Here is a 19,527-nt window from a genome sequence, read left to right on the forward strand (position 1 = left end):
GAGCGCGCCAGGGAGTGGAGTTCTTCCCGCCATTCCGGGTCATTCGTGTCAATCCGCACGTGTCGCTGTCGAGGCCATTCATCGGGCGTTTCGTGATGGTTCAGACTCCGCTCCAGGAGTTCGGGGCCGGCGTCCGAGGCGCCGCTCCCGCTGGATGCACGGCGTTCGAGACGTTCACGCACGACATCTTCAGGGCAGACAATCTCCACCAGGATGACCTCGACGCCTTCCTTGCGACCCCAGGTCTGGAGAGTCGAACGGGTCGCGCGTCGGGCGAAGCTGGCGTCGAGAATTGCCGTTCTTCCCGAATCTACGACTGGCTTCGCCCTCTCCAGAAGCCCTTCGTAGACCCGTTCCCGCGCCTCAGGTGTGTACAGGCCTTTGTTCCAGGCTGCCGAAGCTCGATCGCTTGCCTTCAACCCCGCTTCGTGTTTGCGCACGTGATCCGAGGCGATGGGAACGCCCGGCAGGCTCTCGGCCAGTTCCTCGGCCACGGCGCTCTTTCCAGTTCCGATCGTTCCGCACAGCGCCACGACGCTGCCCTTTGGACGCGACTCGAGCGCGCTCTTCGCGAGTGCAACGTGCGCGCTGACGCTCGCGTGCGCTCCTGCCCTTTGTTCAGCCGGAAGCCGGGGATCGGCTCCGGCCAGCGAAGCGACCTTGGCACGCACGGCGGCGCGGTAGCTGATGAAGTAATCGATGACGCCGTACAGACCGAAGTCGTCGCTCTGGGCTGCGTACTTGCGGGCAAAGCGATGCGCCAGCCCGGGCCTTCCACGATAGCGCAGATCCATCAGCAGAAAGGCGACGTCGGCCGCCGCATCGATTCTGCGCAGTTCGCTACTGAATTCCAGACAGTCGATGACGATCGGCCGGTCTTCCCGCTCGAACCACAGGTGTTGGAGATGCAGATCTCCGTGCCCATCGACGACACGCCCTTCGACGCGTCTTTGCTCCAGTCGCTCCCAGTGAACGGATTCGAAGCTACGCGTCAGCTGGCGACAGCTCTCGATTTCGTCGAGCAATTCCTCCGAGCTGTTTGCGGCGAGCGCGTCGAAGTTGTCGCTCACGGGTTCGACGATGTGCTTCTTCCACTCGCTCGCGCTGAAGGGGGCTGGCCGACCCAGGCCGTGCTCCGCGTGGAAACCGGCGAGGCGTTCGGCCACCAGATCGAGCATCTCGGCGCGAAACTCGCCCCCCTCGAGCAGAGACAGGGCATCCCGCCCCTGAGCCAGTCTTCGCATGACGACCACGTGTTCCAGATCGGCATCGAAGTCCGCAACGGCCGAAACTGCACCGAGCTCGAAGAGACCGGCCACTCGCTGGATCGGCGCAATCCCCAGATACACGTCGGGGGCGAGCCTGCGATTCAGGTCGACCTCGTTCCGACAGTCGGTGTTGCGAGCGTGTGTGCTTCCAAAGTCAACGAAACCGAAGCTCACCGCCTTGCGCAGCTTGTAGACTCGCTCGGGCGTCAAGAAAACATGCGAGAGGTGAGTCTGGACGTGCTCCACGCCCCGCTCGGCACTGCGATCGTGCGGGTATGCGCGCACCTGTGTCAGTGCTTCCACCAGTTCCGCTTCGTAGTCCTGCATTGCGGAACTCCTCCTCGAGAGTGGCGCTACTTCTCTGGCGGACCCGTTGTCAGCACCGGGCATTCGGCTTCGCGCACGACCCGCTCCGCGACGCTGCCGAGCAGGAAGCGCGACAATCCTCCGCGCCCGTGCGTGCCGATTGCGATCAGATCGGCGTTATTCGTCTTGGCGACATCGACGATCAAGCGCTCGGGAACGCCGGGTTCGAGGACGAAATCGGAAGTCAGTCCGGCGTCTTGAAGCTCGAGCACCATCGGTTCGAGGCGTTCCGCAACCGGTGCCAGCGAAGGCCTCGGCAGCGGGGTACCCTGTTCCTTGAACAGCGCTTCGACGTCGGGCGGAATGTAGTGCGCGTGCACCAGGATCAATCTTGCCGGACCCATCTTGGACGCAAACTGCCGGGCGAGTGCGAGTGCCCTGCTCGCGGGATCCGAGAAGTCCATGGCCACGACGATAGTCGCGAAGGTTTCTTCGGGACCGCAGTCGCGGCGGACCGTCAGGACGGGACAGTGGGCCGTGCGAACCGTTCGCTCGGCGACGCTACCCAGGAAGACGTGCTCCAAGCCTTTGGCGCCGCGACTTCCCATTACGATCAGGTCCACAGAGTGGCGCTTTGCTGCAGCGGAGATCGCGACCAGTGGGGATTCGTCGACGGCTTCCGCAGAGGATGTGATCCCGTGCTTGCTCAGTCCATCCTGCAGTTCTTCCAGTCCCTGCACACTCATCTCGTGCAGCTGATCCTGATAGGGCGCCGGAATCGGCGCCACCACTTCCAGCGGCAGTTGGTAGGCGTGGAGCAGGTGGACCTTTGCTTCCATCTTCCGAGCGATCGACGTGGCCATGGCCAGCGCCTTGTCGCTCGGTTTCGAAAAGTCCGTGGGTACCAGGATTGTCTTGATGTCGCTCAAAGACGACCTCCTTTCCCGTTCGTTTCCGGGGGAGTTCGAGCTTCCCCGGGCCATCGAACCAGAAGTGCCCCGTGCGAGGGAAAATCGCGTACAGCAGAATTATCGGAGGTGAACTGCACGCCTATTGAACTAGCAAGTGAGGTGCCAGTCCCGCGAGGCATTAGAGGCACAAGAACTCACAATCTGAGCCAATACGCCACGAATGGGGCGAAAAGCTACGATCTGGGCGAATTAGCGACCACTGCCACGAAGTCCGATTCTGTGAGGATGCCGACGAGCTTGCCGTCCTCCACGACGGGCAGGCAGCCTATCTTTCGTTCGAGCATCAGCTTGGCGGCCGCGCGTGCGTCGTGATCGGGCGACACGGTCTCGACACCCGTGCTCATGACCTCTTTGACCGGGAGGGTTTTGAGTACCTGTCGGAGTTGACGATCGCCAAAGCCCATGGCTTTGAAGAGCGCGCCTCCGAAAAGATCGCGCTGGCTGACCACACCGACGACACGCCCGGACTCGTCGATGACGGGCATGTGACGGATGCGCCCGAGGCGCATCACGTCATCGGCGAGACTCAGTTCGTCATTGCGGCCCAGGGTGGTGACCTCCGAGGACATCAGATCTCTGACTTTCACTCTCGTTCCTCCCCATCTTCTGGCCACACGAGCAGTACTGCGTCGAGTCCTGCCCGAACCACGTGGTCGACCACACGACCAGGCGAGTCACTTTGATTTCGCTCCACACCCATCACAGTAAGATGCGCGTCGATCTCGCTGGCAACGGCCTGGATCACGTCTTCCGGAATGCCAGAACGTACCACGGTCTCTACCGGAATCGTCGGGTCGATGGCGGCTGCCACGGCTCGCATACGCGGAGCGGCGTTTTCCGCGTGCAGCTCTACGTGCCTTCGGTCGGAGATGTAGCCACGCGGCGGCAGAGCGTGCAACAAAATGAGTTCGCCGCGCAGGTCGTGGGCGATCCCCACGGCTAGTTTGAGCGCCGGTGTCTCGAGGTCGGGCAGTTCCATGGCGACCAAGATGCGCTTGACCTCACCCGCGGCTGGGCTGCGGTTGACCAGCAATAGCGGACAGCCGGGTTCGCGCAACATGCGTTCGGAGACGCTGCCCAGGAGGAGCCGGCGAAACCCGCGCAGTCCAGTGGCGCCCAGCACCAGCAGATCGGCTCCGATCTGCTCCCGGAAAGCGACCATCTGAGCGACGGGGTCACCCGTGCGCACATGAGTCTTCAAATCGGGCCCCCCGAGTTCCCGAGCGCGTGCGCACAACTGTTCGACGCTGCGTGTGCGTGGCCCTCTGTAACTCGCCGCGTAGTCCAGGATGCGATCGAGGGGCTTGTAGCCGGTCAGCACGTGAACCGGGTCCTGAGCGACGTGCAAGAGGTGCAGGTCCGATCCCTCGCGATAGGCAAATGCGCGCGCCACGGCGTGCGCTGCATCAGCGCTAGCCGAAAAGTCGCTACCGAGCAGGATGCGCTTCGGGGGCCAGTCCACTCGCGTTGTCCCTTTCTTGAAAAGGATGCATGAAAGAGAACTGCAACCAGCGTGCCTTGCTGCAAACCCGCTTCGAGTGCTCTGGTGTACTGGCGTGTGGCGCGATGCCCCGGCTCACTTCTGCGTTCACCGAGGCTCCGGTCTCAGGCGTTCGGCGTCGAAGAACTCGGTGTCGAAGGATTCGGTGTCTCGTGCTCGCCCCTTCGGTACAGCGTGCGCCGGTTGATGCCGAGTGCACGCGCCGCGCGTACCTTGTTTCCGCCCGAGTGCTTGAGCACCCGCTCGATGTACAGGTCGCCGAGCTGGCGCAGTGTGAGACCCCGCTCGAGTGCTTCGTCCAGAAGCGCGACTTCGGAGTCGACGGGTTCGATTTCCTTTTCGGCCTCGGGGCTTGGGAAATCCTCGGCAACCAACTCCCGATCCGGCGAAAGTACGAGCGCGCGCTCGATCGCGTTCTCCAGTTCGCGCGCATTGCCTTCCCAGCGCATTCGCTTCAGGCGTTCCTGCGCGTCGGGTGAAAGGGTTCGTGTTTCGGATCCGGAATGCTTGCGCAGGAACGCATCTGCCAACACGGGAATGTCTTCGGGTCGTTCCCGCAGCGGTGGGATGTGGATCGGAATCACATTCAATCGGTAGAAGAGATCCTGGCGAAACTCACCCGCTTCGATCTTTGCTGCCAGATCCGAGTTCGTGGCGGTGATCAAGCGTACGTCGACCTTGATCGAGCGCGTGCCGCCGACGGGTCGAACCAGGCCGTCCTGCACCACGCGCAGGAGCTTGCCCTGCAGGCCGAAAGGCATGTCGCCGATCTCGTCCAGGAAGAGCGTGCCTCCATGGGCCTCTTCGAACAGGCCTTTCTTGGAGGTGTGCGCACCGGTGAAGGCTCCGCGCACATGACCGAAGAGTTCGCTCTCCAGTAGACCTTCCGGCATCGCGGTGCAATTGATGGGGACGAAGGGATGGCCCGTGCGTGCACCTGCGAAGTGGAGCGTGCGCGCGACCACATCCTTTCCGGTGCCGCTCTCGCCGGTGATCAACACGTTCGTGCGACTTCCCGAGACCTTGCGGATCAGTGCGAAGATCTCGCGCATCGAAGGACTGGCACCGATCAGATCGCCGAACTTCGTGCTGCGGTCGATCGCCCTGCGCAATCTGCGGTTTTCTTCCTCGAGTGCCCGGTGCTCGAAAGCGCGGTCGAGGCTGGCCACGATCGCATCGCGCTTGAACGGCTTGGTCACATAGTCGAAGGCGCCCGCGCGCATGGCGCTTACCGCCGAATCGATGCTCCCGAAAGCAGTCATCAGGATGACCGGAGTCTCCGGCCGCAACCGGCGGAGCTCGGAGGTGAGTTCGATGCCGTCCTTGCCAGGCATGCGGATGTCGGAGATCACCAGACCGTATTCCGTCTCGCGTGCGGTTTCGATGGCGGCGTCCGCCGAGCCCACCGCAGAGGCCAGGATCCCCTGTTCCTCTAGCAGAGATACGAGCATCTCTCGCATCGCAGCATCATCATCGACCACGAGAACTGAGCGCTGTGCCATAGGCCCTCCTCTATAGCAGGGACCGTGCCCGCCAGGGGCGCCGTTCTGCCCGTGGGGGCTCAGTCCGAGCTATGACATTATATCCCAATGGGCCATTATGGCGCATTTTGCTGGGAACGCAGTCGCAACCGGAACTCCGTACCCCGCCCCACCTCGCTCTGCACGCTCAATTCACCGCCGTGCTCTTCGGCGATCCCGCGGGCGACCATCAGGCCCAGGCCGCTGCCCGCTCCGGCGGCTTTGGAGGTGTAGAAGGGCTCGAAGACGCGCTCGAGTTCTGCGGGGCGGATTCCCCGCCCGGTGTCCGAAACCACGATTTCGACTTCCCGGGATCCGATGCGCTCCGCGCCCACCTGCAGCGTGCCGCCATCGGGCATCGCGTCGGCCGCGTTGAGGAACAGATTCAAGAAGAGCTGCTGCAACTTCTGGAAATCGGCTTCGATCGTGACCTCGTCCGGCAGACGGGTCTCTATCTGAATGCCCCGTTTTTGCAGTTTCTCGGCGACGAAAGAAAGGCAGTCCTGGATGGTCGAGCTGAGATCGATCTGTGTGAATTCAGTGGGTCGCGGACGCGCGATGTCGAGCAAGGTGTGGATGATCCGCGAGATGCGATCGATCTGTTCGCGAATCGTTTTCAGCCGCCAGTGGCCGCGATCGTCGCTGACTGAAGACTCCAGCATCTCCGCGTGTCCCTGGATCACGCCCATGGGCGTTCCGATCTCGTGCGCGAGTCCCGCGACCAGCGCACCGATGGAAGCCAGTCGTTCGGCCGCGCGTGCGCGTTCGGCCGTCTCGCGCAGTTCTCCACCCTGTTTGTCGTAGGAGCGTTCGAGTTCCCGGCTGGTTGCGGCCAGTTCGCGCGCCAGAAACTCCAACTGCTCCTCGCGGCGCGTGATGTAGGTTTCCATCGCGAGTTGAGAATCGAGCATCTGAAGCTTGTTCAGGGCGTTGAGGCTGAGGATCAGCTGATCGGGCTGGCCGCGGTATAGATCGGCGATCAGCGGAAGCAGAATTGACACGTACACACCGTAAGCGCCCAGATACCAGCGAGGCTCGAGGCCGACGCGCTCGTGGGCGGCACCGATCTTGCGCCGACTCTCGATGTACTGCTCATCGATACGGCCCGAGGCCAGGCTCAAGAGATACTCTCGCTGCGTAGTGAGCAGGCGGTCCCGAACTTCGGGATTCGACAGCAGGTTTCGAGTCGGCTCGAATCCGAGCAGATGTCGGTAGAAGGCCGAGACCAGCTCGTCGGCGTGTTCCTCTAACACGGGGCGCAGCTTCACCAGAGCGGACCGATCCTCGTCCGTCCACTGCAGGTAATCGAGACGCGTTTGCAGATCGTCTTCTACAGCCACTCGGTCAATTATTGACTCCGAGGAGGCTGCGTCAACCGCGGGTCGAATTCAGAGCGGTGAGGCCGCGGGGCTATTGCACGAAGCGAAGCAGGTCGAAGCTCGAAATGATCCCGAGAATTTCGCTTTCCTCGACGACCAGAACCCGGTGCAGATGCCCGTCGATCATGAGCTGGGCGATATCGCGCACGCTCGTATTGGGTTCTACCGAGATGATGTCACGGGTCATCACGTCCTCGACCGTCAGCGTCTGGAGCCAGGGCTCCTGTCCTTCGGAAACCTGCGAGATTGCGCTCACGATATCGCTCTTGGTCGCGATTCCAACCGCCCGCCCATCGGATCCGGTCACGGGCGCGCCGCTGATTTCTTCTCGTGTCAGCAACTCCTCGAAATCCTTGAGCCCAAGCTCAGGGCTGACGCAGATGATGCTCTTCTCCATGACATCGGCGGCCTTCATTTCCGATCTCCATTAGTTTGCGGGTTTACGGGAGAAGAAAGAGCAAGCTCCATGCCCGGTGGAACGTCGTTTGAGACTGTTCCTATATGCGCACCCGGGGCAGGATGTCGCTTTTTCGCTTCCCAATGGGAAGTCCTGGCGCAGTCGAAGCCACTGCTCGCCCGGCGAGCGGTCCTCAGCGGATTCCCGGCCGTCAACCGTTCGGAGTGTCAGCCGTTCCGATCGTCAACCGTCCAGAACGTCGGCGGCGACCCGCTCCTCGAGGTAGGGCGTGTCCCACCAGCTGAGCTGCAACTGCTTGGCGCGTCGGAAGAACAACTGACAGTCGTACTCGATGGTGAAAGCGACACCGCCCCAGATCTGCGCGCACGCCCGCGTCGTTTCTCGATAGGCTTCGCAGCAGAAGAGCTTGGCCATGGGAGCGAGCCGCGAGATCGAGCGACCCTGCGCGCGATTCCACGCCGCTTCGTGCACCAGCACGCGCCCTCCTTCGATGGCAGTCGAAGCGTCGGCCATGTAGTGGGCCAGCGCCTGAAAAGCGCCCAGCGGTTTGTCGAATTGCACGCGTTCCTTCGCGTAGGCCACCGTTTCGAGCAGCGTGCGGTCGGCTCCGCCGATCGCCTGGGCGGCCAGCAGGATGATGCCGTCGTGCATGATCTTGTCGAAGCTCGTCCAGCCCGAGCCCGCTGCGCCAATACGGGCGCTGGAGGGAACCCGGACCTCGTTGAAATCGACCCGGTACTGACAGTCCGAGCCCTGTGAAAGCTGGTGCGTCAGTTTCACGCCGTCCGAATTCGGGTCGACCAGGTACAGATCGACACCGGCGTCGCCACGCGCCAACACGATCATGCGATCGGCCGAACTCGCGAAGTGAACATGGCGCTTGACTCCTGAAAGTACGACGCCGTCGCCGTCGCTCTTCGCCTGCATCGCCACGCCGACCTGGCTATAGCCGCGATCCGGCTCCAGCCAGGCGAGTGTGAGGATGGCATCGCCGCTGGCGATCGTGCCCAGCCACTCTTCTCGTTGCGCGTCGCTACCGGCTTCGAGCAGGAGGCCGGCGCCGATGACGCAGCTCACGAAGTGGGGAGTGGAGGCGAGTGCACGCCCCAATTCTTCATAGACCAGCGCGGCTTCGAGCAGGGTCTGCCCACCGCCGCCGTAACTCTCGGGGATCAACAATCCGTTGAGCCCGAGTTCGCTCATCTGTTTCCAGAGCGCGTCGGGGTAGCCCTTGGGATCGTCTTCCATCTCGCGCACGACGTCGATCGAGGAGTGCTCGTTGAGCATTCCTCGAGTCATGTCGACAATCATCTGCTGCTCTTCGCTGAAGTCGATATCCATTGTGGGATCCCGCTAGAAGTTCTTCGGCAAGCCGAGGTGGCGCCGGGCGATGATGTTCTTCTGGATTTCCGAAGAACCGCCACCGACGGTTTCGTTCATGGTGGCGCGATAGGCGCCTTCGAAACGCCCGGCCAACGGTGCGTCATCCTGGCCTTCGCGCATCTGCCCGGCGGCTCCGGTGATGTCGAGTGCGTCCTTGCAGACGCGTTGTGAGAGCGTCGTGGTAAACAGCTTGTACTGCGAAGACTCCACCGACGGTGGCTTGCCGTTCACAGCCTTCGCCGCGCAGAGGAAGCGCGTGCTCAGACACCTCGCCAGTGCCGTGTCCGTTGCGATATGCGCGATCAATCGGCGCACGTTCGGATCTTCGCGCAGCGGTTTGTCGTCGCGCCGGGCGGTCTTGACCCAGTCGATCAGAACGCGCGATCGCTCGCTGATCGGAGACAGTGTGAACAAGGTGAAGCGCTCGAGGTCGAGGGCCTCGGCGATGTACTGGAAGCCGCGACCGCGCGTACCTACCAGATAGTCGTCGGGTACGAACACGTCCTTGAAAAAGACTTGATTGGTTGTGTCCTTGCCGATCGTCGGCAGGCTCTGCACCTCGAGCCCCTCGTGATCCATCGGAATCAGGAACAGGCTCAGTCCGTCGTGCTTGGCCTTGTCGGGATCGGTGCGCGCACCCACCCAGTACCAGTCCGCGAAATGCGCGGAGGTGGTCCACATCTTCTGGCCGTTCAGGTTCCAGCCGCCGTCGACCTTGTCGGCCTTCAGTTGCATGTTCGCCGCATCGGAACCGGCCTGTGGCTCGCTATAACCCACGGCGAACTCGACCTCGGCGGCCAGGATCTTCGGCAGGAATTCCTTCTTCAGTTTCTCACTGCCGTGTCGGATCAGCGTCTTGCCGATGATGCCCACGCCCTTGCCTATCTGGGGGGCGGCGTGTCGCGCCAGCGCTTCGTTCAAGATGAACTCGTACACGCCTTCGATGCCCTGTCCGCCGTATTCCTTTGGCCAGCTCATGCCCAGCCAGCCCTTCTTGGCGAGCTTCTTCATGAACGCACGGCGCTCCGGAGTGTCGGCGAGCTGAGTGAAATTCTCGCGCGTGGGGTCCATGACAACCGGATCGTGGTTGTCGACCAGCCATTGCTCGACCTCTTCGGCGAATTTCTGCTCTTCCGGGGAGAAATCGAAGTCCACGGGTGTCCTCCTGGATGGGAAGCCAATCATATACGATACGGACCGTATTGAAAACCGGGGTTGTGGTCCGAAGAATGTGCCCGATGCCCGTGAAGCCGGATCGAGGATTTCAGGCAACTCTGCGGGGCGCATTTCGGCCATCCCGCCGCTGCTCGGGGGCCTCGACGGAGCCAAGCACATTCTCCGGACCACAACTCTTAGTTTGGGGTGTAGACGTACTCGTCTTCGGGCGTGTCGTACTGGCCCAGGTGCTTGTCCACGTTCACCGGCACCTCCGCACGCGAGGGCCAGCCCGGAGCGCTCTGCTCTGCATTGTGGACGGCGAGTGCCGCTCGCAGGTCTGCCACGCGCTGCGGCTCGCGATCGGCCAGGTTGTTCTGCTCGGTCGGGTCTTCCAGTGTGTTGAACAACCAGGTCTTGCCGGGGCGTTCGTTTACCTGGAGCTTCCAGCCATCGACCAGGGCGATCTGGGAGTGGCCGGCGCGCCAGAACAGGCGCTCGTGGGGCGAGCCGCGGCGCTCGCCGGCGGCGTAGGGCACCAGGTCCACGCCGTCGATCTTGCGATCCTTCGGCAATGGCACGCCCGCGGCCGCGGCCGCGGTGGCGTAGATGTCGAAACCGTGTACCGGCGCGTCGACGCTCTTTCCCGCGGGAAGGCGACCGGGCCACTTGATGAAGTAGGGCACGTGGATGCCGCCTTCGAAGAAGGTGATCTTCCAGCCGCGGTAGGGCTTGTTGACCTCCGGAAGTCCGATGTAATGCGCGCCTCCGTTATCGGAGGTGAAGAACACAAGCGTGTCGTCTTCCAGGCCGTTCGCCTTCAGGGCATCGAGTACGCGGCCCACGCCGCGATCCAATGCGCGGATCATCGCGGCGTAGACGCGCAGTCGGTGATCTTCGATGTGTGAGAGCGCATCGTAGTCGGCGCGCGTCGCCTGAAGCGGTGAGTGCGGAGCCCAGTGCGCCAGGTACAGAAAGAAGGGACGGTCCTTGTTCGCCTCGATCGCCTTGACGGCCTCGTCGGTGTAGTAGTCCGTCAGGTAGCCGCCGGGTTTGAATGCGGGTCCTTCATTGAACGTTGCGGCGTGTTGCATGGCAGCCCATAGAAACTTGTCGATCCCATCGAAGTCCTGCTTGGAGTTGACGACGTTTGCGTCGTCTTCGGGCAGGTACAATCCGCTCGCCATCAGCAAGCTCTCGTCGAAGCCCTGGTCGGTGGCCGCCATGCCGTGCTCGCGTCCTACGTGCCACTTGCCGATGTGCAAGGTCTGGTAGTCGGCCTGCTTCAGTAGTTCGGCCAGCGTGATCTCCGAGGCCGGCATTCCCATTTCCTCAAAACCGAGTTCGGTGCCCGAGTTTTCGGGTATGTATGGTTTGCGCAGGCGACCCGGTTGGTTGCCCGAGACTATTCCGACGACGCGAATCATTCCGGGAGGAGTAGGTGTGAACTCGAAGCCAAAACGGGTTCCGTAGCGTCCGGAAAGAATGGCCGCCCGGGACGGCGCGCAGGTGCTGTGGGCGGAATAGCCGCGTGTGAAGCTCACGCCATCGCGCGCGATCGAGTCGATGTTAGGAGTTGGAACCGTTCCCTCCGCAACGCCGCCTCCGGCGAAGCTGAGATCGTTGAAGCCCAGATCGTCTGCCAGAATCACCACGATGTTAGGCGGACGCTCGCCCGATGCGCGCCCCGCGGGATCCGGCCCACTCTGCCAGGTGACCTCTTGATGCGGTCCGACCGAGGTGCGCAGCTTGACCAGGAATCCGATACCCGAGAGCGCGATCGGCTCCCGGAAGAGCCAGCCCAGGGCCGCCAGTAACAGCAGCGCGAGCGCCGCTCGCTTCGCAATCCGTCCCATTTTTCACCGACCTCCGAGCCCCACTCGGCTCCGTGATATGACACGATGATTGTCAGAATGTCATAGGCTGGGATGCGGGCACAAGTGCAGGCAGCCGCTCGAACTGTCCTGATAAACTGACAGAATCCAAGTCGGAGGATATGACCATGAGCGCTCCCGCCATCGCGACCGGACCCCATACAGAGATCGATTCGATTCCCCAGTGCGTGGCCCGTCTGCGTCGGGCTTTTGACTCCGGTCGGACGCGCCCACTGGCCTGGCGAGAGGCTCAGCTCAAAGCGCTGATCGCGCTGTGCAAGGAGCACAAGCAGGAATTCCTGGAGGCGTTGCGCGCCGATTTCGGCAAACCGCCATTCGAGGCCCTGCTGGCCGACGTATCCCAAGGTGCGATCGAGGCGCGCTCCGCACTCAAGAACCTGAAAAAGTGGACCCGGCCCCAGCGCGTGGGAACGCTGCCCTTGATAGGCAAGGCTCGAATCCTGCGCGATCCCCTGGGCGTGGTATTGATCATCTCGCCCTGGAATTACCCGGTCGGTCTGCTGTTCGCGCCGCTGGTCGGGGCGATCGCCGCGGGCAACGCAGTCGTGCTCAAGCCCTCGGAGGTCACTCCGAATGTTTCGGCGCTGCTCGCGAAGCTCGTTCCCCGGTATTTCGACGAGGAGGCGATCACGCTGGTGGAAGGCGGCGTCGCAGAGACGACTGCGGTGCTCGAGCAGCGCTTCGACCACATTCTGTACACGGGCAACGGTCGGGTCGCGCGGGTGATCCTGGAGGCCGCCGCCAAGAACCTGACTCCCGTCACGCTGGAACTCGGCGGCAAGAGTCCCTGCATCGTGGCCGAGGACGCCAACATCGAGATCGCGGCCACCCGGATCGCCTGGGGCAAGTTCATCAACTCCGGTCAGACCTGCATCGCGCCCGACTACGTGCTGGTGCACGAAAACCGCGAGCAGGAACTGGTCGATGCTCTGGGCGCGGCGATTGAACGCTTCTACGGCTCCTCTCCGCAGGATTCACCGGACTACGCGCGCATCGTCAACCACCGACACCACGAGCGCGTGGCCACTTTGATCAAGGACGGGACGCCGGCTTTCGGAGGCGAGACCGATGCCGAGGACAAGTTCATTGCGCCCACGGTGTTGCGCGGTGTCTCGAGCGATTCCCGCATCATGCGGGAGGAAATCTTCGGCCCCGTGCTCCCGGTGCTGACGGTCAAGAGTGTGGACGAGGCGATCGACTTCGTGAATGAGCGCGAAAAACCGCTTGCGCTGTACGTGTTTAGCGAGAGTTCGGCCGTCGAAGACAAGGTGCTCGCCGAAACCAGTTCAGGGGGCGCCACGGTCAACGGAACGATCGTGCACCTGATGGATCCGAGGCTGCCTTTCGGCGGCGTCGGTTCCAGCGGGACGGGTGCCTATCACGGGAAGTGGTCGTTCGAGACTTTCAGCCATCGAAAATCCGTCATGAGCCGGGGCACGCGCTTCGATCTGAGCGTCATGTACCCGCCGTACAAGGGCTTTTTTCGCCGGCTCCTGCAGCGCAGTATGTAGGCACCTCGGGCTTCGCTTCGCGGGCCGATTCGCCGCAAAGCCGCGTCTTGCACTCCGGAGCGTTTCCGGTGGCAGGGTTCCCGAGTCCGAGGTCTGCAAGTTCCTGAAATGAGTTGGGAATTCTGATCGAGGCGCGGGATTTGGCCCTCGGGCTGATTTTCCTCCCACCCCAACCGGGTTACTGCCTGTTGAAGCACACATTTTGCGCTTCCCTTTCCGCCTCCTGATGTAGTAAGGTGAGACCCACGGATCGGATTCCGCCACTGCCTAGGTGCGAATCCGGTTCTCTTGCGGCTCTTGGGAGGGATGTTTTGAGGTTTTTTCAGGGAGTAGTATCTGCGCTGGCACTCATCGCCAGCTTGGGAATCTGCGGAAACGCAGCTGCCGCGACCACGAACTACGTGTTTAGTTCGGGAACCGCGGACGTCACTGCGACGACTGGGGCGGCGACCATCGCTTCGCAGAGTCTGAATTTTAACGGCGCCTCGGCGATCTTCGACGTGACCGCCGGCGTGGGAACGCTGATCGACTTCGAGTTCACTTTGGCGCCCTCGCAGGTGCTGACGTTCGAGCCGGGAGAAACCTATGGCGGGCTCAGCGCGGTGACGATCACCAACGCGAGCTTGATTCCGTGCGACACGGGTACTTCGGCGGTCTGCACTTCCGATTTCGCGCAGTCGTTCTCGTTTCTCTCGGGACCCGACACGTACACCGTCTTCACGGGTCCGGTCGAGGTCGATTCGACCTACAATGGCGGCGTCGACTTGAACTTCGAGAACGCGACTCTCAACGGCACGGTCAATGTTCCGTTGGGCGCTTTCAATTTCACGGGGGTGTCCCTTGGCATTCTCGACAAAGCGGGGTTTCCGGGCGAAGCAAACGACCTGGTCATCAGCGCAAACATCAACTGGACCGGGACCGTGCTTCCCGAGCCCGGGAGCGCCAGCCTGATAGGGCTGGGCTTTGCAGCCTGCCTCGCTCTTCGAGGCCGGCGCGCACTTTCCGACGCACGTAACTAGAAAATAGTCGAACCGAAAGGTAGGGCGATGAAGCAGGGGGCCTTGATTTGGGCGGCAATGCTGACGTTTGTGCTGTCAGCGGCAACTAATGTGCAAGCAACCACGGATCTTCACTTTGGCCTTGTAGGTGGCGGTATCTCTGCGCCGTCGAGCAACGGCGGATGTGAGGCCGGCGCCAGCCTTTGCCTCGATACAGATCAGGTCTTCGAACTCGATCCGGGTGTTGCGCCCGCGACCGGCTACGTCGAGTACACCGGCGTCGGCGTTGGTGTCACGGGTCTGGTCGATATCGATGTGGCATCGCTCGGCTTCTCCTTGATTGCCGGCAAGAGCGCCGCCGGCGGTGCCGAAGCCATTCTGTTCACGAATCTGAACTACACCGGTTCGATTACGAGCTTCGCAACCGGCGACCCGACCGTCAGCTTTAGCTCAGCCGCCATGGGTTCGGGCGCGGGCGGAATCACGGGCAATTACACGGCCCTCGATGGCGGCGGCGGTACGGTCGATTCGGGCACGATCAACGCGACACCCGTCCTGACCAGCTTGAATTGCACGATTTCTTCCGGCTTCGGCCAGTGCCCGATGTTGTACGACGTGTTCACGATTTCGATCGCGGGCACGGACTACGATTTCCTTCACGCCATAAATCCGATCGTCGATCCTCCGCTTCCAGAGCCGAGCGCCGCACTCCTCCTGGTGCTGGTACTCGCCGGGGGCGCGATTGCACGGCGCAGCAGATAAGAGAGGCCGCAGTTGAGATTTCGGATTCCGCACCTTCTCCTGAGCCCACTTTTCGTCCTGGGTTTTTCAGCTTCGACAGCGCAAGCCGCCGGGACGTATCCCGACTTCACCGTACTCGGCGGCGGGTTGAGAACGCCGTCGACCAACGGAGCCTGCGTCTCCGGTACCAGCCTGTGCCTTACGAACGAGGTCCTCGACCTCAACGGCGAAGGTGAGGCCACCGGTGTGGTGACGGTCCCCGCCGAGGGAAATACCTTCGCATCCTTCGTCTTCGACGTGGCCAGCGTCAGCTTCACGGGTAGCTCCGGAAACGTCGCCGAGGTCTTGTTCACGAATATGAACTACAGCGGCGCCGCACCGGTTTTCGCAAGCGGTGACCCGTTGGTGAGCTTCACGGCGACGCCGGTCGGTGTGGGTGGCGCGACCGTCACCGGAAACTACTCCGTACTGGACTCGGGCGGCGGCTCCCTCGGGGGCGGTGCGTTGAATCTGCCGGCCGTTCCGGTCATGGTCGACTGTCTGATCAACTCGGGATTTGGACAGTGCAGCGCGAATCTCTTCGCGTTCACCCTCAGTCTCGATGGCGTCGATCACGACTTCATCCACGCGTTGAACGTGACCGTCGATCCGCCGTTGCCAGAACCGCGCGCGGGACTGCTCGCGCTACTGGTCATGACTGGCTTCGCACTGCGTCGCGCCCGCCGCTGAAGGCACGCCACTACCGATAATTCGGCGACCGGCGTTACACTTCCGGCGTGATCGATAACGCCTTCCGCGGCATTCTGCCTCGTTTTGCGCGCCCTCTTACGCGTCTGTACGCGAAGCTGAACCTCACGCCCAATGGCGTCAGTGTGATCGCGTTCGCCTTGGGTTGTCTCGCGGCTCTGTGCGTCGCACAGGGTTGGGCTCTGGCCGCCGTGGCGCTGTGGTGGGTCGGTCGTCTGGCAGACGGAACCGACGGGATCTACGCGCGCGAAACGGGCCAGGCCAGTTCCTTCGGAGCGTACTTCGACATCGTTCTCGACATGGCGGCCTACGGCATCATGATCGTCGGTTTCGCCTTTCTTCACCCCGAATTGCAGACGAATTGGTTGTTGATCCAGTTCCTGTACGTGCTTTGCATTGCCAGTGCGCTCGCGCTGGGCATGCAGGAAGCGGCCCTGGATCTACAACCCCGCGACGATCGCGGTCTGCGCCTGGGGGCCGGTCTGGCCGAAGGCGGAGAAACGGGAATTGCCTACACCGCTTTCTTGTTTTTCCCACAACACGTGGAGGCTCTCAGTCAGTTCTGGATCCTCGTACTTTCGATCACCGTGATCGCCCGAACCCTGCTCGCCCGACGCCAGCTCGCTTCCTAGATCAGCAGCCAGCATCCGAAAGGCGCTTGCTCGCTGGAACGCGTAGCATCCGCCGACCGTCGAGCACAGTCTGAGCTTCGTCGACCACACCGGTCGATCCATTTAGGAACGGGACCTCGAGGGCGAGTACCTGCTCATCTTCTTCGGCTACACCCACTGCCCGGACGTCTGCCCGACGGGACTTCAGGTGATGAGCACCGCGATTCGCCGCCTCGGACCACTGGCGGAGCGCATCCGGCCGGTCTTCATCAGCCTCGATCCCGCCCGGGATACTCCCGAAGTCTTGAGGCGGAGATTCAAGCGGCGACGAGAGCCTGCGATATGATCTTCATTCGAGGTGCGCCCGACGAGAGTGGGAGTTATGCCATCAGCCAAGAGGACGATCTCTACCTGGTTGGACCCGACGGGGCAGCGGTCGCGATTCTCGATGACAGAGCGGGTATGGACGGACCTGTTGCCCAGATCCAGAAACACATGAGCGCTCCAGCGGTGGATGCCGGGCAGTCGGAGGGACAGCCATGAGCGGGTCTTGCAGGACCGGGATCTTGTCGGCTTTCGTCGCGATCACACTGATTTCATCGCTGGCCTGTGTTTCTCCTCAGGCCGGGATCCTGGTTGCGAAGGCCTGGTCGCGCGAGACGGTAGGCAGCGGCGGTGCGGGTATCGTCTATCTGACGATCGAAAATCGGGGCACGCATACCGAGCGAATTGTGTCTCTGTCGACGCCGGTCGCCGCTCAGGCTTCGGTGCACGAGACGGTTCACAGCGGCGGAATGGTGGAAATGAACTCCCGTCCGGACCTGGAGATTCCACCGGGGTCGCACGTTTCGTTTGAGCCGGGTGGGTTGCACGTCATGCTCATGGGACTTCACGCTCCACTCGCACGCGGCAGTCGCTTTCCGCTCACGATCCAGTTCGAACGAGCGGGTTCGATCCAGGTTGAGGTTCAAACAGGGAGTATCGGAGCTGCGGGCCATCCCGATGCGTCCGACGCGAACGATCGCTAAACACTACTCCGTAATCGGCTGACCCAGTATCCACAGATTGATGCACGTGTAGGCGACCATCAGCACGAGCATTGGGGCCTGGCTCCACAGAGCGCTGCGCCGGTCCGGAAACGCGCGAAGCGCGAGAACGTGCGACAGGTAACCGGCGATGTCGAAGCGCGCGACTTCGGGCTCGGCGAAGGGACCGCGCTCAGCCCTTTTCAGTCGACCCTACTACGCGTCCGTGGAGCGGGGAGTAGTAGCGATAGTGTCCCGGCATATGGGATGAGACTGCGCCGATCACGGCCACCAGGGTCAATAGCCAGACGCGATAGTCCCACGCGAAGTGAGCGGCTACGACCAGTGCGATCTTGGTGATCGTGGCCAAGCCACGCATCTGCACCAGAGACAGCGGCTCGCGCAACACATCGAGGAGGACGAGTGCAGCGCCGCTGACGATCGTGGTCAGAAGCGCGGGTAGGAGCCGATCGGCCGTGACACCGTAGAGATGCCCGCCGTACAGAGACGCAAACCCGAGCAGGTGGAGGGTCCTGAGTGTGATCCGGATCAGACGTGACGAGCGAATGGCGATCTCCTGGCTTCATTTGATTATCAGCCTCAGCGATCGTCAGTGCCAACCTCGTGGATTGTCGCGGATCTCCTTGCGCTTGGCCTGTAGCGCCTGCGAGAGCTCCTCGGCCACTTCGGGATGCTTGCGCCGCAGGTCGTGGGCTTCGATGTCGACGTCTAGCCGGGAAAGATGAGGGCGATTGCGACCGACGTCATTCGTATTGAGCAGGTACTTGTAGCGATGATCTCGAACCGCTTCGGGTTCGGGGGCCCAGATCGAGAAGTAGAACAGATGGTCGTGAGGGCTGGCTGCGTTCGCGGTCATGACCTGTGTCAAGTCTCGACCGTCGATCGCCCGATCCTCGGGCATGGGAAGTCCGGCGAGTCCCAGAAGCGTGGGGAAGAGGTCGATGTTCATACCCATAGCGTCGCTCTGGATGTTCTCGGGAATCCGGCCGGGCCAGCGTACGATCATCGGTACGCGCTGGCCGCCTTCGTAGACCTGCGTCTTGCGACCGCGTAAACCTCCCGGGCTGCCCAGATAGTCAGCGCCATTATCGCTGGTGATGATTACGAGTGTGTTCTCGTCGAGGTTCAGTCGTTCGAGCGCGTCGAGTACCGCACCCGTGCTGCGGTCTAGATCCTCGACCACGTCGCCGTAAAGTCCTCCCGCCGATTCACCCGCGTGCTCCGGCGATGCGTAATGGGGTACGTGCGGGAAGTTATGAGACAGATACAGGAAGAAGGGCCGATCGGTGTTGCGTTCCAGGAAGTCGATCGCTTCATGCGTGTAGTCCTGAGTCAGATGCGTCTGATCGATTCCGCCCGCACCCAAGGGCCTTTCTTCATCGCGCTCGCCCGTGAAATTGAATCCCCGGGCATCTTCGCGCTCAATCTCGTCGTTGCGAAACAGATGCAACGGCCACATATCATTGCTCCACAACACGCCGTACCACGAGTCGAAGCCGAAGTCGGTGGGGCGATGGCCCGGACGTCCGCCCAGATGCCACTTGCCGATCATGCCCGTCGAGTACCCGGCGGCACGCAGCGCCTCCGGGATCATGATTTCATCGCGCGCCAGTTGATTTTCCTGTCCGAGGAAGCGGCGCCCGATTCCGACCGCGCTCTCGTCCGGGAAGTACACGACGCGAATATCGCGCCGTCCCGGATAGCGACCCGAAAGAAGTCCCATGCGCGACGGCGTGCAGACCGGAGAACTGGAGTAGAAGTGATTCATGCGCAGGCCTTCGGACGCGACCTGATCGATGCGAGGCGTGCGGATCAGCGCATTGCCTTGAATCGAAAGATCCCCCCAGCCCAGATCGTCAAAAAGGATCACGATGAAGTTGGGCACGGTCTTCGGATCCACCTTGGGGAGCGATTCCAGGTAGCTCAGTTTCTGCTCGTAGTGTTCCAGCGCCGGTGGCGAATAGAAGAATACGACCTGGACCAGGCGCGCGATGATCGCGACGCTACCCAGGATCAACACGAGTGCGAGCGGATAACCCAATCCCAGGGCGATGCTTCGCAGGATCTTCATGTCTTG

At 62.1% G+C, this 19,527-nt stretch carries 21 protein-coding genes; 8 read left to right on the forward strand and 13 right to left on the reverse strand.

The genetic code is table 11. From position 1 onward, the window contains the following. The 10 genes from GY725_08595 to GY725_08640 form a co-directional block, all read right to left on the reverse strand. The coding region (locus tag GY725_08595) for an AAA family ATPase (protein ID MCP4004239.1) at positions 1 to 1,595 on the reverse strand (1,595 nt) is incomplete at its 3' end. 26 nt (positions 1,596 to 1,621) lie between these two features. After that, a complete protein-coding gene (locus GY725_08600) occupies positions 1,622 to 2,503 on the reverse strand; it encodes a universal stress protein (GenBank protein ID MCP4004240.1) in 882 nt (293 codons plus the stop codon). Positions 2,504 to 2,718: 215 nt separating this feature from the next. Further along, positions 2,719 to 3,132: a CBS domain-containing protein gene (locus GY725_08605; protein MCP4004241.1), complete on the reverse strand. Its 414-nt coding sequence runs from the start codon at positions 3,130 to 3,132 to the stop codon at positions 2,719 to 2,721. After that, complete coding sequence (locus GY725_08610; protein MCP4004242.1) at positions 3,129 to 4,007, reverse strand: universal stress protein; 879 nt, start codon at positions 4,005 to 4,007, stop codon at positions 3,129 to 3,131. Before GY725_08610 ends, GY725_08605 begins: the two co-directional genes overlap by 4 nt. A gap of 143 nt (positions 4,008 to 4,150) precedes the next feature. Then, positions 4,151 to 5,548 carry a sigma-54-dependent Fis family transcriptional regulator gene (locus GY725_08615; GenBank protein MCP4004243.1) on the reverse strand — a complete coding sequence of 466 codons (1,398 nt, stop codon included), beginning with the start codon at positions 5,546 to 5,548 and terminating at the stop codon, positions 4,151 to 4,153. Positions 5,549 to 5,643: 95 nt separating this feature from the next. Then, positions 5,644 to 6,906 carry a hypothetical protein gene (locus tag GY725_08620; GenBank protein ID MCP4004244.1) on the reverse strand — a complete coding sequence of 421 codons (1,263 nt, stop codon included), beginning with the start codon at positions 6,904 to 6,906 and terminating at the stop codon, positions 5,644 to 5,646. 70 nt (positions 6,907 to 6,976) lie between these two features. Then, positions 6,977 to 7,360: a CBS domain-containing protein gene (locus GY725_08625; GenBank protein ID MCP4004245.1), complete on the reverse strand. Its 384-nt coding sequence runs from the start codon at positions 7,358 to 7,360 to the stop codon at positions 6,977 to 6,979. Positions 7,361 to 7,585: 225 nt separating this feature from the next. After that, positions 7,586 to 8,704, reverse strand: a complete 1,119-nt coding sequence (locus GY725_08630) for an acyl-CoA/acyl-ACP dehydrogenase (GenBank protein MCP4004246.1) — start codon at positions 8,702 to 8,704, stop codon at positions 7,586 to 7,588. Positions 8,705 to 8,716: 12 nt separating this feature from the next. Then, positions 8,717 to 9,901 carry an acyl-CoA dehydrogenase gene (locus tag GY725_08635; protein ID MCP4004247.1) on the reverse strand — a complete coding sequence of 395 codons (1,185 nt, stop codon included), beginning with the start codon at positions 9,899 to 9,901 and terminating at the stop codon, positions 8,717 to 8,719. Positions 9,902 to 10,098: 197 nt separating this feature from the next. Then, a complete protein-coding gene (locus tag GY725_08640; GenBank protein MCP4004248.1) occupies positions 10,099 to 11,757 on the reverse strand; it encodes a sulfatase-like hydrolase/transferase in 1,659 nt (552 codons plus the stop codon). 146 nt (positions 11,758 to 11,903) lie between these two features. Between GY725_08640 and GY725_08645 the strand changes: the two genes are divergently transcribed. The 5 genes from GY725_08645 to GY725_08665 all read left to right on the forward strand — a co-directional run bounded on the left by GY725_08645 (position 11,904) and on the right by GY725_08665 (position 16,425). Then, on the forward strand, positions 11,904 to 13,307 hold the full coding sequence (locus GY725_08645) for an aldehyde dehydrogenase family protein (GenBank protein ID MCP4004249.1): 1,404 nt from the start codon (positions 11,904 to 11,906) through the stop codon (positions 13,305 to 13,307). Positions 13,308 to 13,618: 311 nt separating this feature from the next. Then, positions 13,619 to 14,326 carry a hypothetical protein gene (locus tag GY725_08650; GenBank protein MCP4004250.1) on the forward strand — a complete coding sequence of 236 codons (708 nt, stop codon included), beginning with the start codon at positions 13,619 to 13,621 and terminating at the stop codon, positions 14,324 to 14,326. A 90-nt stretch (positions 14,327 to 14,416) separates the two neighbouring features. Next, on the forward strand, positions 14,417 to 15,067 hold the full coding sequence (locus GY725_08655; protein MCP4004251.1) for a PEP-CTERM sorting domain-containing protein: 651 nt from the start codon (positions 14,417 to 14,419) through the stop codon (positions 15,065 to 15,067). 12 nt (positions 15,068 to 15,079) lie between these two features. After that, entirely contained in the window at positions 15,080 to 15,775 is a 696-nt protein-coding gene (locus GY725_08660) for a hypothetical protein (protein ID MCP4004252.1), read from the forward strand. A gap of 47 nt (positions 15,776 to 15,822) precedes the next feature. Continuing rightward, a complete protein-coding gene (locus GY725_08665; GenBank protein ID MCP4004253.1) occupies positions 15,823 to 16,425 on the forward strand; it encodes a CDP-alcohol phosphatidyltransferase family protein in 603 nt (200 codons plus the stop codon). 1 nt (position 16,426) lies between these two features. On the opposite strand, the gene GY725_08670 is transcribed toward GY725_08665, so the two are convergent. After that, entirely contained in the window at positions 16,427 to 16,582 is a 156-nt protein-coding gene (locus tag GY725_08670) for a hypothetical protein (protein ID MCP4004254.1), read from the reverse strand. Between GY725_08670 and GY725_08675 the strand changes: the two genes are divergently transcribed. From GY725_08675 to GY725_08685, 3 genes are read left to right on the forward strand one after another with little or no spacing between them, the layout of a single operon-like run. Then, positions 16,556 to 16,750 carry an SCO family protein gene (locus GY725_08675; GenBank protein MCP4004255.1) on the forward strand — a complete coding sequence of 65 codons (195 nt, stop codon included), beginning with the start codon at positions 16,556 to 16,558 and terminating at the stop codon, positions 16,748 to 16,750. The two genes, GY725_08670 and GY725_08675, sit on opposite strands and share 27 nt — an antisense overlap. After that, on the forward strand, positions 16,747 to 16,947 hold the full coding sequence (locus tag GY725_08680) for a hypothetical protein (protein ID MCP4004256.1): 201 nt from the start codon (positions 16,747 to 16,749) through the stop codon (positions 16,945 to 16,947). Before GY725_08675 ends, GY725_08680 begins: the two co-directional genes overlap by 4 nt. Continuing rightward, positions 16,944 to 17,432 carry a copper chaperone PCu(A)C gene (locus GY725_08685; GenBank protein ID MCP4004257.1) on the forward strand — a complete coding sequence of 163 codons (489 nt, stop codon included), beginning with the start codon at positions 16,944 to 16,946 and terminating at the stop codon, positions 17,430 to 17,432. The genes GY725_08680 and GY725_08685 overlap by 4 nt, the downstream gene beginning before the upstream one ends. Before the next feature lie 190 nt (positions 17,433 to 17,622). Here GY725_08685 and GY725_08690 read toward each other — a convergent pair whose 3' ends face one another. Continuing rightward, positions 17,623 to 17,799: a hypothetical protein gene (locus tag GY725_08690; protein ID MCP4004258.1), complete on the reverse strand. Its 177-nt coding sequence runs from the start codon at positions 17,797 to 17,799 to the stop codon at positions 17,623 to 17,625. Positions 17,800 to 18,039: 240 nt separating this feature from the next. Further along, entirely contained in the window at positions 18,040 to 19,521 is a 1,482-nt protein-coding gene (locus GY725_08695; protein MCP4004259.1) for a sulfatase, read from the reverse strand. Between the last annotated feature and the right edge of the window lie 6 nt (positions 19,522 to 19,527).

Source organism: bacterium (genome assembly GCA_024226335.1).
Classification (GTDB): Bacteria; Myxococcota_A; UBA9160; order SZUA-336; family SZUA-336; genus JAAELY01.